General features: G+C 40.3%; 15 protein-coding genes. 12 read left to right on the forward strand and 3 right to left on the reverse strand.

The genetic code is table 11. The features are described from left to right. The first annotated feature begins 6 nt into the window (after window positions 1-6). Window positions 7-588: a ribosome biogenesis GTP-binding protein YihA/YsxC gene (gene yihA, locus LI288_RS03810; protein ID WP_227089494.1), complete on the forward strand. Its 582-nt coding sequence runs from the start codon at window positions 7-9 to the stop codon at window positions 586-588. A 151-nt stretch (window positions 589-739) separates the two neighbouring features. Here the strand turns inward: yihA and LI288_RS03815 are convergent, their stop codons facing one another. From LI288_RS03815 to LI288_RS03825, 3 genes are read right to left on the reverse strand one after another with little or no spacing between them, the layout of a single operon-like run. Continuing rightward, window positions 740-1255, reverse strand: coding sequence for a DUF4364 family protein (locus LI288_RS03815; protein ID WP_022433094.1), 516 nt, complete (start codon window positions 1253-1255; stop codon window positions 740-742). Then, window positions 1252-2223, reverse strand: coding sequence for a TIGR01212 family radical SAM protein (locus LI288_RS03820; protein ID WP_227089495.1), 972 nt, complete (start codon window positions 2221-2223; stop codon window positions 1252-1254). Before LI288_RS03820 ends, LI288_RS03815 begins: the two co-directional genes overlap by 4 nt. A gap of 3 nt (window positions 2224-2226) precedes the next feature. Further along, window positions 2227-3381: an NAD(P)-dependent malic enzyme gene (locus LI288_RS03825; protein ID WP_022433096.1), complete on the reverse strand. Its 1155-nt coding sequence runs from the start codon at window positions 3379-3381 to the stop codon at window positions 2227-2229. Between the two features lie 239 nt (window positions 3382-3620). Here LI288_RS03825 and rho point away from each other — a divergent pair, with 239 nt between their 5' ends. The 11 genes from rho (at window position 3621) to LI288_RS03880 (ending at window position 16459) form a co-directional block, all read left to right on the forward strand. Continuing rightward, the gene (gene rho / locus LI288_RS03830; RefSeq protein ID WP_022433097.1) at window positions 3621-5162 is read left to right on the forward strand and encodes a transcription termination factor Rho; all 1542 of its coding nucleotides are present in this window, start codon (window positions 3621-3623) and stop codon (window positions 5160-5162) included. 186 nt (window positions 5163-5348) lie between these two features. Further along, window positions 5349-5555, forward strand: a complete 207-nt coding sequence (gene rpmE, locus LI288_RS03835; RefSeq protein WP_022433098.1) for a 50S ribosomal protein L31 — start codon at window positions 5349-5351, stop codon at window positions 5553-5555. Window positions 5556-5631: 76 nt separating this feature from the next. Further along, window positions 5632-7152 carry a DUF1385 domain-containing protein gene (locus tag LI288_RS03840; protein ID WP_227089496.1) on the forward strand — a complete coding sequence of 507 codons (1521 nt, stop codon included), beginning with the start codon at window positions 5632-5634 and terminating at the stop codon, window positions 7150-7152. A gap of 11 nt (window positions 7153-7163) precedes the next feature. Next, on the forward strand, window positions 7164-8027 hold the full coding sequence (prmC, locus tag LI288_RS03845; RefSeq protein ID WP_227089497.1) for a peptide chain release factor N(5)-glutamine methyltransferase: 864 nt from the start codon (window positions 7164-7166) through the stop codon (window positions 8025-8027). A 49-nt stretch (window positions 8028-8076) separates the two neighbouring features. Continuing rightward, a complete protein-coding gene (prfA, locus tag LI288_RS03850; protein ID WP_227089785.1) occupies window positions 8077-9150 on the forward strand; it encodes a peptide chain release factor 1 in 1074 nt (357 codons plus the stop codon). Window positions 9151-9498: 348 nt separating this feature from the next. Beyond that, window positions 9499-9696, forward strand: a complete 198-nt coding sequence (locus tag LI288_RS03855) for a hypothetical protein (RefSeq protein WP_227089498.1) — start codon at window positions 9499-9501, stop codon at window positions 9694-9696. Beyond that, window positions 9680-10348 carry a hypothetical protein gene (locus LI288_RS03860; protein ID WP_227089499.1) on the forward strand — a complete coding sequence of 223 codons (669 nt, stop codon included), beginning with the start codon at window positions 9680-9682 and terminating at the stop codon, window positions 10346-10348. Before LI288_RS03855 ends, LI288_RS03860 begins: the two co-directional genes overlap by 17 nt. A 114-nt stretch (window positions 10349-10462) precedes the next feature. Next, a complete protein-coding gene (locus LI288_RS03865) occupies window positions 10463-11449 on the forward strand; it encodes a hypothetical protein (protein ID WP_227089500.1) in 987 nt (328 codons plus the stop codon). A gap of 167 nt (window positions 11450-11616) precedes the next feature. Continuing rightward, entirely contained in the window at window positions 11617-11874 is a 258-nt protein-coding gene (locus tag LI288_RS03870; protein WP_227089501.1) for a type II toxin-antitoxin system Phd/YefM family antitoxin, read from the forward strand. A 266-nt stretch (window positions 11875-12140) separates the two neighbouring features. Next, window positions 12141-14138: a hypothetical protein gene (locus LI288_RS14275; RefSeq protein ID WP_264473900.1), complete on the forward strand. Its 1998-nt coding sequence runs from the start codon at window positions 12141-12143 to the stop codon at window positions 14136-14138. Window positions 14139-14491: 353 nt separating this feature from the next. Then, on the forward strand, window positions 14492-16459 hold the full coding sequence (locus LI288_RS03880; RefSeq protein WP_227089502.1) for a methyl-accepting chemotaxis protein: 1968 nt from the start codon (window positions 14492-14494) through the stop codon (window positions 16457-16459). Window positions 16460-16490 lie beyond the last annotated feature (31 nt).

The following is a 16490-nucleotide window of genomic DNA, read 5'->3' on the forward strand; positions in this document are numbered from 1 at the left end:
AGTTGTATGATTATCAAAAAAGTAAATCTGGATATTGTCATTGGTGTTACAAGCGCAATTCCACAAACTGAACTGCCGGAGGTGGCATTTGCAGGAAAATCCAACGTGGGAAAATCTTCACTCATCAATGCGTTGATGAACCGTAAGTCTTATGCCAGAACATCTTCACAGCCGGGTAAGACACAGACAATCAATTATTATAATATCAATGATGCAATGTTTCTGGTGGATTTACCGGGCTACGGCTATGCCAATGCCAATCAGCAGGTAAAAGCAAAATGGGGTAAAATGGTAGAAAAGTATCTGAAAGTGTCCAAACAGCTTCATCAGGTCTTTCTGCTGATTGATATCCGTCATGACCCGTCAGCCAACGATAAAATGATGTATGACTGGATTGTTGCAAATGGATACCACCCGGTTATTATTGCAACAAAGCTGGATAAATTAAAGCGCAGCCAGATTCCAAAGCATGTTAAAGCTGTCCGCACAGGACTTGGACTTGAAAAAGATGATATATTAATTCCTGTTTCATCACAGACGAAGCAGGGAATCCCGGAGCTGTGGGAAACGATTGAGCAGTATCTATAGATTGGGTTTTCTATATGCCCCTGCTTCAACGTTAGCACTTGACTTCAGTATGGGCATATAAAAACCCCGAGAGGGAAGCGGAAGCCCGGCAGAATAAGTATTTTTTCATTCACTTATTCTGCCGGGCTTTTATTATAAATATAGTTTTTATTTACATCAGCTTCCGCATAATGAAATCGTAGATTTCCTGACTGCCTTCGCGCCATTTGGAACACATGGCGTCGGCCTGTTCTTCTAACGGGACGGCAATGTTTAACTCAATGAGGTTGGTTTTGCCTTCTTTTACGATGCAGTGTACGATGTAGTCGCCGTTTGTGGAACGGTAGTAGTCGGACAGGGTTCCGGTTTCACAGCGCAGTTCGTATTTATTTTCAATCAGATAGACATCGATTTCTTCACGGATTGCATTGGATATTTTGTTGCTGAAAAAGGAAATGGTGTCTTTTCCGGAAGACGTCAGCCGGTACTGGGTGCTGCTTCGGTATGTCAGGACATTAACAAAGCCATCATCTGCAAGGGAGCTTAAAACTTCCTGCAGTGTAAAATAGGTTGTATATTGTTTGTCCAGCATAAAATCAGCAATCTGGCTGTTGGAAAGTGGGAAATTCACTTTACTTAACATATATAAAACCATCAATTTGTATAAAGTAGTTGCTTCTGTATTCATTGATATAACCGTCCTTGACAAATGTTATTCTCTTTAAAATACCGGTTCATCCGGTTCATTACCTGTTTTTTGTTGGCACTCCATAAAGGAGCTTTCAGCAGTTTTTTTGCACCGTCACCCGTCAGCCGGTGAATTACCATATCCGGCGGAAGAATCTCTAAAATTTTCCCAAGGCAATCAAGATATTCGTCTTCCGTCATGACGGTAAAAAGCTTTTCTTCATAATCGCGTGCAAGGTCTGTGCCGGAAAGAATATGTAACAGCTGGAGTTTAATGCCGGAGGCTCCGCTGTGTCCGATATAATCTGCGGTCTGTAACATCATTTCCTGCGATTCAGAGGGCAGTCCGAGAATCATATGCACAATTGTTTCAATTCCGGCATCAGACAGCATTTTCATGGCATCATCAAATACAGAAAGACTGTAGCCGCGGCGGATATAGCGGGCGCTGCTTTCATGGATTGTCTGAAGTCCTAGTTCAACCCAGACCGGTTTTATGGCATTTAATTCAGAAAGCAGTGTAACAATCGCTGGTGTAATGCAGTCCGGTCTTGTTGCAATAGAAAGAATCCGGACGTCATCGTGCCGGATTGCTTCGGTAAAAATCTGTCTTAAATAATCGGCCGGTGCATACGTATTGGTGTATGACTGAAAATAAGCGATATACTGACCGCCGTTATATTTACGGCTGATAAGTGCTTTTTCGGCTTCAATCTGTGCAGCAATGCCTGGAATTTTAGTATGCTGCGGTGTCACAATGCCTCCGGCAAGTAAAGAGGCACTGTTTCCAATCAGTGCCTCTCCTGAAAAATCACCGGAACCGCCTGCACTGCAAAAAATACAGCCACGTGTGTCAATCCGTCCGTCACGGTTGGGACAGGTCATGCCGCCGCTTAAAGAAAGCTTGTACATTTTACAGCCATACGTTTCCTTTAAATATTCGCTTAGTGAATAGTAGTAAGGTTTCATGGACTATCTGGTAATATGGTCTTTTACAGCCTGACTTACGACATCAGCAACGCGTTCATCAAAAGCTTCCGGTAAAATGTTGACATCGCTGACTTCATCCTCAGGAACTAAATTAGCAATGGCAAGTGCAGCAGCCAGCTTCATTTCTTCGGTAATCTGTGTTGCACGGCCTTCGAGTGCGCCTTTAAAGATACCCGGAAATGCGATAACGTTGTTGACCTGGTTCGGAAAGTCAGAACGGCCTGTACCGACCACTTTTGCACCTGCAGCCTTTGCAACGTCCGGCATAATTTCAGGAACCGGATTTGCCATGGCAAAGATAATCGCATCTTTGTTCATGGACTGAACCATTTCAGGAGTTACAATATTCGGAGCGGAAACACCGACAAAAATATCAGCACCCTTTAAAGCATCCGCCAGTGAACCGGTCTTATGTTCAAGATTCGTAACATCCATCATGGATTCCTGCATCCAGTTTAAACCTTCGCTTCCTTTAGAAAGGATACCGGACTTGTCGCACATGGTAACATGCTTAAATCCATATGTAAGGAGCAGCTTTGTAATGGCAACGCCGGCAGAACCGGCACCGTTTACAACAACCTGACAGTCTTCTTTTGTCTTTCCTGTAACCTTTAAACCATTGATAATACCGGCAAGTACAACAATTGCGGTACCGTGCTGGTCATCGTGGAAAACAGGAATGTCTAAGAGTTCCTTTAAACGGGACTCGATTTCAAAGCATCGCGGCGCGGAAATATCTTCAAGATTAATTCCGCCAAAGGCAGGTGCAATATTGACAACAGTCTTGATAATTTCCTCTGTATCCTGTGTGTCCAGACAAATCGGCACAGCATTGACACCGCCGAAGGATTTGAAAAGAACAGCCTTTCCTTCCATAACAGGCATGGCTGCGTGAGCGCCGATGTTGCCCAGTCCTAAAACAGCACTGCCGTCTGATACAACGGCAACAGTGTTTGCCTTAATGGTGTACTTGTAAGCTGCTTCCTTATCCTTTGCGATGACCTTACATGGTTCAGCAACACCCGGAGTATAAGCTAACGCAAGGTCTTCCCTTGTTGCAATATCCATCTTTGGTGTTGTTTCAAATTTTCCGTTCCATTCCTCATGAAGCTGTAAAGCCTTTTCTGCATTTGTCATTATAAATAATACCTGCCTTTCTTAAAAATCCAAAGATACTTTAAATCATACCATATACAAAATCTGACGGCAATATATTTTTAGAAAAAGAAAGGTTTGAAATTATGACAAAAAGGTGTATAATAGAGGAACAGTAATGAGATTTTCATAAGTGGTGCTGATTCAGTAACCGGATTCCCTGTTTATATTTGTTATATTTATTTATAGGAATGGAATTTATTTTAGGAGAGTATTAAGATATGAGAGAAAAACTTCAGACATTATCTTTAGTTGTATTACGCGAGTTTGCAAAGGATAAAAAAATCAAAGGAATTACAGCGATGCGCAAGGCAGAGCTGATTGATGCAATTATTGAAGCTTCAGGTGGAGAAGAAGCACAGGCAGAAGCATCGGAAAAACAGAATACCGAAGCACAGAGTACACAAAGACAGGAAGAACACCAGGAGGTTCAAAGTACGGCAGCACCGGCAGCACGTACCGGAAGAAGTGAAGAAACACCGCGTTACACAAGAAACGATAATGCACAGAGAAGCAATGAGCGTCCGCATTATGAAGAACGCCGTGAATACCGCCACTATGAAGGCAGACAGGATTATAAAAACGACAGAACGGAATACAGGAATGACCGTCAGGACTACAGAAGTGATATGAAATCCGATGAACCCGATGCAAACGGAATCCTTGAAGTCCTTGCAGAGGGATATGGATTTATCCGCTGTGAGAATTTCCTGCCGGGTGAAAATGATGTGTATGTATCGCCGACACAGATCCGCCGCTTTAATTTAAAGACAGGTGATATTATCAAAGGACCGAAGCGTATCCGTACACAGAATGAAAAATTTTCAGCGCTTTTATATCTTGAGTCTGTCAACGGATTAGATCCGATGCTTGCAACCAAAAGACCGGCATTTGAAAAACTGACACCGATTTTCCCGAATGAGAGAATTCATTTAGAGAAAAATACAAATACCGTGGCAATGCGCATGGTAGATTTGATTTCTCCGATTGGCAAGGGACAGCGAGGCATGATTGTATCACAGCCAAAGTCCGGTAAGACAACCCTGTTAAAGCAGATTGCGACAGCCGTAACCAAGAACAACCCGGAAATGCACCTGATGATTCTGTTAATTGATGAACGTCCGGAAGAAGTTACGGATATTAAAGAGTCCATTACAGGGGATAATGTGGAAGTTATTTATTCTACATTTGATGAACTGCCGGAACGTCACAGACGTGTATCTGAAATGGTTATCGAGCGTGCAAAGCGTCTGGTGGAGCAGAAACAGGATGTTATTATTTTATTAGACAGTATTACAAGACTGGCAAGAGCCTATAATCTTACTGTACAGGCAAGCGGACGAACCTTATCCGGTGGTCTGGACCCGGCGGCACTGCATATGCCAAAGCGTTTCTTTGGTGCGGCAAGAAATATGAGAGAAGGCGGAAGCCTTACCATTCTGGCAACGGCATTGGTTGAAACGGGCAGTAAGATGGATGATGTTGTATTTGAAGAATTTAAGGGAACGGGTAACATGGAACTGGTACTTGACAGAAAGCTGTCTGAAAAGAGAGTGTTCCCGGCGATTGATATTGCAAAGTCCAGTACACGACGTGAAGATTTGCTGTTAAGCCGCGAAGAACAGGAAGCGGTAGATATTATGCGGAAGGCGTTAAACGGACTAAAGACAGATGAAGCAGCAGAACGCATCTTAGACTTATTTGCAAAGACAAGAAATAATGCAGAATTTGTACAGACCGTCCGCAAGAACCGTTATATATAGAAACCGGAGGTTTATGAAAGGACGGACCGGTCTGTTAAAATCAGAAAAAAATTTTAAAAATAATGCTTGCATTCATAATATCCTTATGATACAATAAGAAAGCTGTTTATCACAGATAAAGAGATCACTTTGTGAGATTCGTCTCACAATGACAATACTTATTTAAATATTAAAGAGGTGAAAATCATGAGAGAAGGAATCCATCCAGAGTACCATCAGGCAAAGGTTGTTTGCAACTGTGGTAATGAATTTGTTACAGGTTCAACAAAGGAAGAAATCCATGTTGAAATTTGCTCAAAGTGCCATCCTTTCTATACAGGACAGCAGAAGGCATCATCTGTTCGCGGACGTATTGATAAGTTCAACAAGAAGTACGGCGTACAGAACAATTAATCAGAACATAAGGTTGAGGTTGACCAGACCTCAACTTTTTTGTTATTATGGTAAAAAATATGCTTAGAGGTGTGCGATGAAACCATCAGGAATCGGCGGACAGGCTGTTATTGAAGGAATTATGATGCGCAATAAGGATCAGTATTCCATTGCAGTCCGTAAGCCAGATAATGAAATAGAAGTAACAGTCAGAGATTGTAATCAGCTGCAAAAGAAACATCCGTGGCTGAATTATCCGATAATCCGGGGAGTATACAGCTTTGTGGATTCTTTAGTAACGGGAATTTCCACAATCAATTATTCGGCTTCGTTTTATGATGATCCGGCAGAGCAGAAGAGTACAAAAGCCGATGAAATCGGAAGGGCTGTTTTTAAAGATAAATTAGAAGCGGTTTTAATGGCGTTTACGGTTATTTTATCTGTTGTATTTGCAGTAGCACTGTTTATGCTTATTCCGTATTTTGTATCCAGACTGCTGACACCTTATGTTTCTTCTCAATTTTTGTTGAATTTTATAGAAGGTATTGTGAGAGTTGTCTTATTTATTTTATACATACTGGCAATTTCACAGATGAAGGATATTAAAAGAACATTTATGTACCACGGTGCAGAGCATAAGTGTATCAACTGCATTGAGCATGGCGCAAGACTGACACCGGAAAATGTAAAAAACAGCTCGCGTTATCACAAGCGCTGCGGAACAAGCTTTTTGTTTCTGGTGATGTTTGTCAGTGTGATATTTTTTATATTTATCAGAATCGAAAATACGGCGGTGCAGCTCGTTTTAAGAATCCTGCTGATTCCGGTCATTGCGGGTGTTTCATATGAATTAATCCGCTGGGCGGGCAGAAGCGAAAATGTATTTATCACAGCACTCAGCAAGCCGGGGCTGTGGCTTCAGAAGCTCACGACCAAAGAACCGGATATGGATATGATTGAAGTGGCGATTAAAGCAGTAGAAGAAGTCTTTGACTGGGAAGCATTTTTATTGGATTATTATAAGGATACCGAACAGCCGGTAGCGGAAATGGCAGCCAACGAAGCTTCTCTTGCGATTACATCGACCATTACGACAGGTGCGGATCGGAATACACGTTCCTTAAATCCGGATGAAGTTGTACAGGAAAATACACAGCAGACGACACAGCCTGAAAAAGAATATATTGCACCGGATGATACGGATATATTAGAAGGCGGTCAGATTACGGACGCAGAGGGTGCAAAAGAGCAGGAAAAGAATCCGGACAGCACTGAAAATTCAGAACAGCAGTCCGAAACCGGCAGTCCGGTAGAAAATAAAGAAAAGTCTGAGCCGGAAAGTGAAAATGCAGATATAAAACAGCAGTCAGAATCACAGGAATCAGAAGCCGGAGAAGATGATGAGGACGATGATGAACTGCCGGAGGGCTTTGAAATTATAGAAGACCCGCAGGAATCTGTGGACACGGCAGCACAGCAGGCATCCGAAAGTAATCTGTCAGTAGAAAGCGATAAGGGGCTTGAAGAAGGTGACGGCTTTGAATTTATCGAGGATGAAGAAGACGAAGATTACGCAGAGGAACTTCCTCTTTTCAAAGAGAGAGTGGATAAAAAGTGATGTGCAGGGATATGATGATACAGGAAAATCTGACCATATCCGACGCGGTGCGTGAGGGTGCAAAAAGACTGAAACAGTGCGGCATTGAAAATGCAGACTACGACAGCTATGCCCTGTTGTCTGAAATCAACGGCATGGACAGGACATATTATCTGATGAATGGATCAAAGCTGCTTACCCGTGTAGAACAGGAACGTTTTTTTGACTATATTGAACGTAGAAGCAGTCATGAGCCGTTGCAGCACATTTTAGGCAGGGCATTTTTTTACGGACATGAATTTAAGGTCAGTCCCGATGTACTGATTCCAAGACCGGATACGGAAGTGCTTGTGGAGCAGGTGTTAAAGGTCTGTACGGACGGTATGACAGTTGTAGATATGTGTACCGGTTCAGGCTGCATTCTGCTGTCTGTTGCACTGGAACGAAAGCTTTCAAAGGGTATCGGTGTGGATATTTCCGGGAAGGCACTTGCGGTTGCAAAGGCTAATCAAGAAGCCCTTGCACCGGAAAATGTGACACTGATTCAGAGCGATTTATTTGAAAACGCAGGAAAGTATCTTATGGAACAGTCCGTGGATATTGTGGTTTCCAATCCGCCGTATATCTGTACAGAGGTGATTGACAGTTTATCGGAGGAAGTGCGCCTGCATGACCCGGTGCTGGCATTGGACGGACATGAGGACGGATTATATTTTTACAGAAAGATTACAAAGCAGGCGAAAAGCTTTTTAAAGCCCGGCGGCCGGCTGTTTTATGAAATCGGTTATGACCAGTCTGCGGCAGTCGAAGCACTGCTTTGTAAAGAAGGCTATACACAGGTGTCAACCGTAAAAGATTTGGCGGGACTTGACAGAGTCGTTATGGGCAGATTATAAATAAAGAAAGACAGAGAACCGGAAAGAAAGGATAAAATAGATTATGGATATGTTTGACAGATTGGAAGATACCGTAAACCGTTATGAGGATATTACGGCAGAACTGGGAAATCCGGATGTGGTTAATGACCAGAACCGTTTTAGAAAGCTGATGAAAGAGCAGAGCAGTCTGGCTCCGTTAATTGCTACGTATACAGAATACAAAAACTGTAAGCAGACAATTGAAGACAGTTTACAGCTTTTAGATGAAGAATCCGATGAAGAATTAAAGGAACTGGCAAAAGAAGAATTAAATGAAGCGAAAAAACGCGTAGAAGAACTGGAAAATGAAATTAAAATTTTACTTCTGCCAAAGGATCCGAATGATGACAAGGATATTATCGTTGAAATCCGTGCGGGTGCGGGCGGTGATGAAGCGGCACTTTTTGCGGCAGAGCTGTTCCGTATGTATACCCATTATGTAGAATCAAAGGGATGGAAGGTCGAAGTTGTCAACGCGGATGAAACAGGCATTGGTGGTATGAAGGAAATCGAATTCATGGTAAAGGGACAGGGTGCATACTCTGTTTTAAAATATGAAAGCGGTGTACACCGTGTACAGCGTGTGCCGGAAACAGAATCCGGCGGACGTATCCATACTTCTACGGCTTCGGTTGCAGTTATGCCGGAAGCAGAAGAAGTAGATATCCAGATTGATGAAAAAGATATCCGTATCGATGTTATGCGTGCTTCCGGAAACGGCGGACAGTGTGTCAATACAACGGATTCCGCTGTACGACTGACCCACTATCCGACAGGCATTGTTATTTATTCACAGACAGAAAAGTCACAGATTCAGAATAAAGAAAAGGCATTTGCTCTCCTGCGTGCAAAACTCTATGATTTAGAGATTCAGAAGGCACATGATGCGGAAGCAGATGCGAGAAGAAGCCAGATTGGTACAGGTGACCGTTCTGAAAAGATTCGTACTTACAACTTCCCACAGGGACGTGTAACCGACCACAGAATCGGTCTGACGCTGTATAAGCTGGACAAGATTATGGACGGCGATATCCAGGAAATCATCGATGCCTGCATCGCGGCAGACCAGGCAGCCAAATTGGCGAAAATGGGTGATGAATAAAGTATTGGAAATATCGGTGTATAAGAACTGAATAAATTTGTAAAAAGCGGTCTTTTGATGTGGTCAGAAGGCTGCTTTTTTCAGTATTTAGTGTGTCTTCAATTTTTAGGACAAGTTGCATAAAATCACTATTTTTTATAAATAATTATTGAGTAAGAACATAATATGTATAAATGAATATCTAAGTATAAATCGTACGTTTGTATACTCGTTTTTGTACTCTATGGTACAGAATAATACAAGTGTATAGTTCATCAATAAATTTGTTTATTATACTCAGATTTACTCCTATAATAACGATATAATATTTATAGAATAGCTTGCAATTTCTTATAAGGGAATGATATAATGAATACACAGAAAAAAGATAGTTCAAATGAAAAGGAGGTTGGTGATATGGTATTAACAAAACCTATTAATAAAATAGAAATAATTAAAAATGATAATACGAAAAAATTCATACACGAATTTAATAAAAATAAGGTTTCAACAGAATTTTTAAGTTCTTGTAAAAAGGCGGCTGATTTATTTGGAAAACAAAAGTAAACATAAACACATAATGAATTTTAATCCTGATGTGATGTTGTTGGAACAGGCATATCAGGATTATTTATATGAAATTCAAAAATTTAATGCGGGTAAGGGTTACGAAAATTTTAATGATTTTGTTGTTGATGAAGCGAATGATTATAAAAATATAGGTGATGGTGTTACATATACAGTTTGGAACGTATTTTTGGATGATTTAGGAAAAGAAGAAAAACGGGAACTTGTTGCATACTATACATTAGCAGCTACATCAATACCATATGAAGATAGAATTCGTTTAGATGAGGAAGAAGCGGCGGAAGAAGGTAAAGAGTTCGATATTCAAATTTATGGAATATCAGCTATTGAAATAAAAATGTTTGCTGTAGATGAAAAATATCAAAATATATTTTTTGAATATGAGGGGCAGGATTTGCCAATTTCCGCATGGATAATGCGAAATATTATAAGTTATCTTGAAAATTTATCCAATACTGTTGTAGGATTTAAAGCAATATTTTTACATTCAGTACCACAGGCAGAGTCATTTTATGAAATGAATGGTTTTAATAAAGTGAAAATTAATATGAAACCATTACAGTGTATAGATTCAGAATTTACTTCAATGTATTTAGCGTTAAAAGAAATAAAGATGAATTATGATGATTGATTGTTAAAATTTGATAATATTGATATTGCAGACCATCTAAAATGACAATTTTATATTTTTATGTTATTATATTTATTAGGGAAAATTCAATAAATATGAAGGAGATTATAAAATATGAAAAAAATCATATTAATTATGGCAACTGCAATGTTGATGTTTTCAACAATAGCATGTAATAATTCTACAGCAACGACAACAAATGAAGAAAAAGAAACAATCTCATCAACGCAAGAAAGTACAACAGAAGAAGCAACAAAGCTATATGCAGAGTATTCAGATATAACATTTAAAGGTATTACTAAAATAAATAATAATACTAATAGTATCGGTGTAATATTTGTTAGTTCATCAGATAAAGCAATTAAAGATATAGAACTATATGTAGCATTATATGATACAGATACAATGTTAATAGGAAGTTCATATAATACGCAGAAATTTGAATCAGCCAATATTGTAAAAGGTAAAGATAAAGTATATCTTTTGACACCGAGTTCAGATAAATATTCTTATGCGGATGTGGTTGTTGGAAAAATCAAATATGAAGACGGTTCAACGTGGGAATTAGAAAACGCTGATGAATGGATTAAATATAATACAAGTCATAAAGATGAAGTTAAACAAAAATATGACACATATACCCAAAAGTATGGAGAATATGCAAAATGGGCTGAAAGTAATGCGGCAGAAAAGAATATAACTATAGATACAGAGATTGTAGAATCTGTTCTAACTGGATATGATGTAAATATGATTGTAACCAATAATTCAGATAAAACTATTAAAGCATTACAAGTAAAATGCGCACTATTTAAAGGGAAAAAAGCGGCTTCAGTTCCTTCAATATCAACAATAAGTTCTATTTATGCGCCGTCAAAAGATGTAGCAAAATATGAGAACTATTGTATGTTATTTATGGGGGATAGTGATGGAATAGTTGAACCCGGAGAAACAAAATCTATAAACAATCCACAAGTATTATTATCAGATGATATTACAATAAAAACCATATTGTATGCAGTTACTTGGGATGATGGTACAGTTGAGCCGGTGAATGGAACAACTGCGTGGTCTGCATATAATTCATACTATCGGGAATAAAAATTCTATATCGAAAACCTGGTGCGTAAGCATCAGGTTTTTGTGTACATTAAATTGTTGATAACAAAATTTTGTTTTAGGTTGTAAAAGCAGAATTAATAGGTTATGATATAAATGATGATAATATTTTGATAAAATTCTGATAAAAATTAAAAGAGGTGTTATATATGATACAGATTAGACCAGTTTCAGATTTAAGAAATAAGTTTCCTGATGTGGAAAAAGCAGTTGCAGGTGGTGAACCGGTATATCTGACAAAAAATGGTTATGGAACAATGGTAGTGCTTAGTCTGGAAGCATATTCAAAATTAACAGATGGTGTTGAACCAGCTCTTGATGAGGCTGATAAGTCTGCGGAAGAAGATGACAGAAGATATACACATGAAGAAATTTTTGCAAATCTGAGAAGGAAAATAAATGACTGATACAAAATATAAACTACGTTATCTTCCATTGTTCTATGAAGATTTAGAGGAGAAGATTTTTATATGACAGGCAGGATACGAAAGGCTTGATATAGGGACTAAAACTGAAATTTATATACTATAAAACGGCGTGAGACATCTGTCCCACGCTGTTTTTCTCGTTTCTGCCGAAAAATAGACACATGCCAACTGCACAGCGGATAAAGGATACGATAAGATGACACCATAACTACCAGATATTTACACAGGCAAAAGGAGGAAATTTTATGGTGAGAATATTAAAAAAGTTCAATCGGAAATCCACCCGGAGAAGTAGAAGTAAGGCAGCAGCGATAGCCCTGACAACGGTAATGGCATTGTCGGCAGCGGTCGTATTTACCGTACCGAAGGCAGAGGCGGCAAACGGTCCGTGTGATGAAGGGGACTGGGCGTATGCCTATATTGCAGTGGGTAACAGCGAAACCAAAGACAACATATTTTCATCGCAGGGAAGCAACGCAATTGACGGGGTATCCTACGATAAGGCAAGCAACACATTAACTTTGAACCAGTACAAAAATGCAGACAATTATATTGCAACCAACATGATGGGGGATGATTTTAAAATCCGCCTGATAGGTGAAAATGAAATAAGCAGTATTGTCGCATACGGCGATGCGTGGGGCGGATCTGTTACAATCTGCGGGGACGGTTCGCTTACGGTAAACCCGAAAAAACAGGAAGACTACGGTGTGCGCCTTTATGCAGAGGGAACGGCGTCCGTGCTTTCAGTGGAAAATACCTGTAATGTGACGATTTATGCAGGACAGGCAGGAAAAGTGCTTTACACGACAGGAAATCTTACGGATAAGGTAATAAAGGATAACGGGACATTGCAGGAAACACCACAGTATCAGATTTCACATCCGCTGGATATTGCAAGAATTTATGCAAAGTATTATGCGTATGACCCGTCAACAACCAATGTAGTTTATACCAACGGAGATTCTTCATATTACACTTTAACCTATTCATTAAATGAGAATGACGAAATTACGGCATATAACCTGTATCAGCTCACGAAAAAAGAAGCGCTCGGTGACATTTATTATGCGGTAAAGATAGGAAGCTATGACACAATGCCGGAAGGTTACACGCAGACTGTTTTAGACACAGACATCTCATATTATGATGCGGAATGGGGCAGTGGAGGAACAAGTAATTTAGTGATCAATACGGCAACAAATGAAAAGTATGCAATGGTATATGACTATGATTCTGAAACCGGAAGTTCTGTTTACAGAATCTGCGCATTGAATGATTTCTTAGGAATGGATGAACAGGGAAGAGATGAAGTATGGCTGGTTGATTATGACAATCCCGTGTCTGTTATACCGGCGGCATCAATGGGGCAAGACGAACAGCTTCCTAACGGTTTCAAGTATGATGGAGAGGAACAGGAAAATGTTTTTAATATCGAAGTGTCTGCGGATAAATTGACATTTACGGCAAAGACAGATGCTGGTGATAATGAAAATCCGGCTCCGGATGAAAATAAAAATGGACTGCAACAGTCAGCAGATGGTAACTGGTATTATTATACAAATAACAATATTGATTACAATTATAACGGTTTAGCAGCAAATGAATATGGCTGGTGGAAGATAACCAATGGAACAGTAGATTTCAACTATACCGGAATGGCAGCAAATGAGTATGGCTGGTGGTATGTAAGCAATGGAACAATTGACTTTGGTTATACCGGAATGGCAGTAAATGAATACGGCTGGTGGTACATGACGAATGGAGCACTGGATTTTAACTATACCGGAATGGCAGTAAACGAATACGGCTGGTGGTACATAACCAACGGAGCATTGGATTTTAACTATACCGGAATGGCAGTGAACGAATACGGCTGGTGGTACATGACGAATGGAGCACTGGATTTTAACTATACCGGAATGGCAGTAAATGAATACGGCTGGTGGTACATGACGAATGGAGCACTGGATACTAACTATACCGGAATGGCAGTAAATGAATACGGCTGGTGGTACATGACCAACGGAGCATTGGATTTTAACTATACCGGAATGGCAGTAAACGAATACGGCTGGTGGTACATGACGAATGGAGCGTTGGATTTGAATTATACCGGATTAGCAGTAAATGAATATGGCTGGTGGTATATGACCAACGGAACAGTAGACTTTACGTATAACGGTCTGGCTGAGAATGAATATGGTGTCTGGAATGTAGTAAATGGACACGTAGAAGTTTAAAATGATATGATATCAGGGCCAAAAGGTCTAAACCCACATGAGCTTGCTCATAGGTGGGTGAATGACCTTGTGACCTGCCCAAATATGAGCATAAAAGTGGGATGATAGTTCCACGATATGCGAATATTGGGTAGGATTGTGGGAGTGCGCAGCACGGAACAATCCGTAGATATCATAGTTGGGGGCTTTTGTTCCACACCATTTTTTTGCGGTTCATGAAATAAACACAAATCAATCATTTTTTCATCACATTCCGTTGATATATTCATACCAACGAATCGCAGAAAACTGCGGGAAATCAACAGAAGAAAGAATATCGGGACAGTGATAATCCGGTAGATGAGGAAATGAAGATGAAAAAGAAAATCAGTGCAAAAATACTGGTACTGGCAGGCATTTTATTTGCCGCCGGCATTGCAAGCGTATTGTTAGGCTTTTTATTTATCCACAGCATGAATAAGAAAAGCCAGAAAATTTCCAATGAGTGTATGGAAGCCGTTACTTTAATGGCGGACACTTCGACCTCTATTGAAAAAGTGCAGAAATACGCAAACAGTTCGGCGGCATTCAGAATGCAGAAGCAGATGGAAAAAAATAACGCTGACGGTACATCAGACAGTACACAGAACGCATCAGATGCCATGCCGCAGGCAGAAAATATGCAGTCGGAAAATGCACAGTCTGAGAGCGGACAGTCAGAAAACATGCAGATGATGCAGGGTGACAGCCAGCAGGGCACGCAGGATACCACGGGCATGTCAAATCAGCAGAACACCGTATCAGGCGGTTCAGGCGCGCAGGCGGCGGGAAATGCGACAGATAATGCTTCGGATATGAAGACCAATATGGAAAATGAAATCCAGAATCTGACGGCATCTTTTGAAGCCTTAGAAACAGCGGTGAAAGCATTCGGTAATGCAGAAGTGTTAGCCGGTCTGGAAGAATATGAAAGCGTATATGAAGAATACAGCACTAAAATCCAGTCCGTATTAAGCAGTGACAGCAACAGCATGGATGATTATTTTGAACTGACAGCAGAGGGTGACGACAGTATTACTTCAAGACTTGAAACAGCGGCAGATAATCTCAATACATTAATCAGTGCACAGGTCAGTGAAGCATCAAGCCAGTTAAATGAGCAGTACAGCCAGTCTATTATGGTATATGCGGTTATTCTGGCAATCATGTTAGTCATCGGCGCAGCCATTATCGTGATGATTATGTTTATTATCAAGCCGTTAAAGTCAGCAAACCGCCAGCTGAATGATATTATCAAAAATATTGAAGAAAGTAATGGTGATTTAACGGCGAGAATTGAAGTGAAATCCGAAGATGAAATCGGGGAACTGGTTGACGGAATCAATTCATTTATTGAAAAGCTACAGCTGATTATGAAAGATATTAAAAGTAAATCCGATGCCCTACAGGAAGCTTCCGCAAATATGAACGGTCAGATTACGGCAGTCAATGACAATGCAGGCAGTGTATCCGCCGTTATGGAAGAAATGGCAGCGAGCATGCAGGAAATCTCGGCAACGGCAGAACAGCTCAGCGCAGGGTCAGACAACATTTTCCATGCAATTGTGAATGTAACGGAACAAATTACAGAGGGAAATGAAATTACTGCCCGGATTCAGAAAAAATCTGTGCGCTACCGTGAAGATACCGAGCAGGGAAGACAAAGCACAAACGATATGGTAGCACAGATTAAAGACGGTTTAAACCAGTCGATTGAAAACAGTAAGCAGGTGGCACGGATTCAGGAACTGACAGAAGACATTTTAAGCATTTCATCACAGACCAATATGCTGGCACTCAATGCTTCGATTGAAGCAGCAAGAGCCGGAGATGCCGGAAAAGGATTTGCAGTTGTTGCGGAAGAAATCAGGGAACTGGCAGAGGACAGCAGAAAGATTGCTAACAGTATTCAGGAAATCAGTCTGGTAGTAATTGACAGTGTAAAAGATCTGACAGGCAATTCAGGAAAACTGCTTGCTTATGTCGATGAAAGTATTCTGGCAGACTATGAAAAATTTGCAGCGATTACCAATGAATACCGTGATGATGCGGCAAAGGTCAACGATATTCTGGAAAATTTTGCGGTAAATGCAGAAACACTCAAAAATACCATGGCAGAAATGAATTCGGGTATCAGTGACATTTCAACGACAATTGACGAAAGCAGTCAGGGCGTCAATGATGCGGCAGACAGCGTCGGCGGTATTGTGGATTCTATCAATGATATTGAAAAAGATGCTGCAAAAAATACGGAAATCGGACAGAAGCTTCAGAATTATGTCGAAGTGTTTAAAAAGTTCTAACGATTCAATATGAAAGCTTAGACTGTCAAAT

Origin of the sequence: Lachnospira pectinoschiza (assembly GCF_020564355.1) — a bacterium.
In the GTDB taxonomy this organism is placed as follows: Bacteria; Bacillota; Clostridia; order Lachnospirales; family Lachnospiraceae; genus Lachnospira; species Lachnospira intestinalis.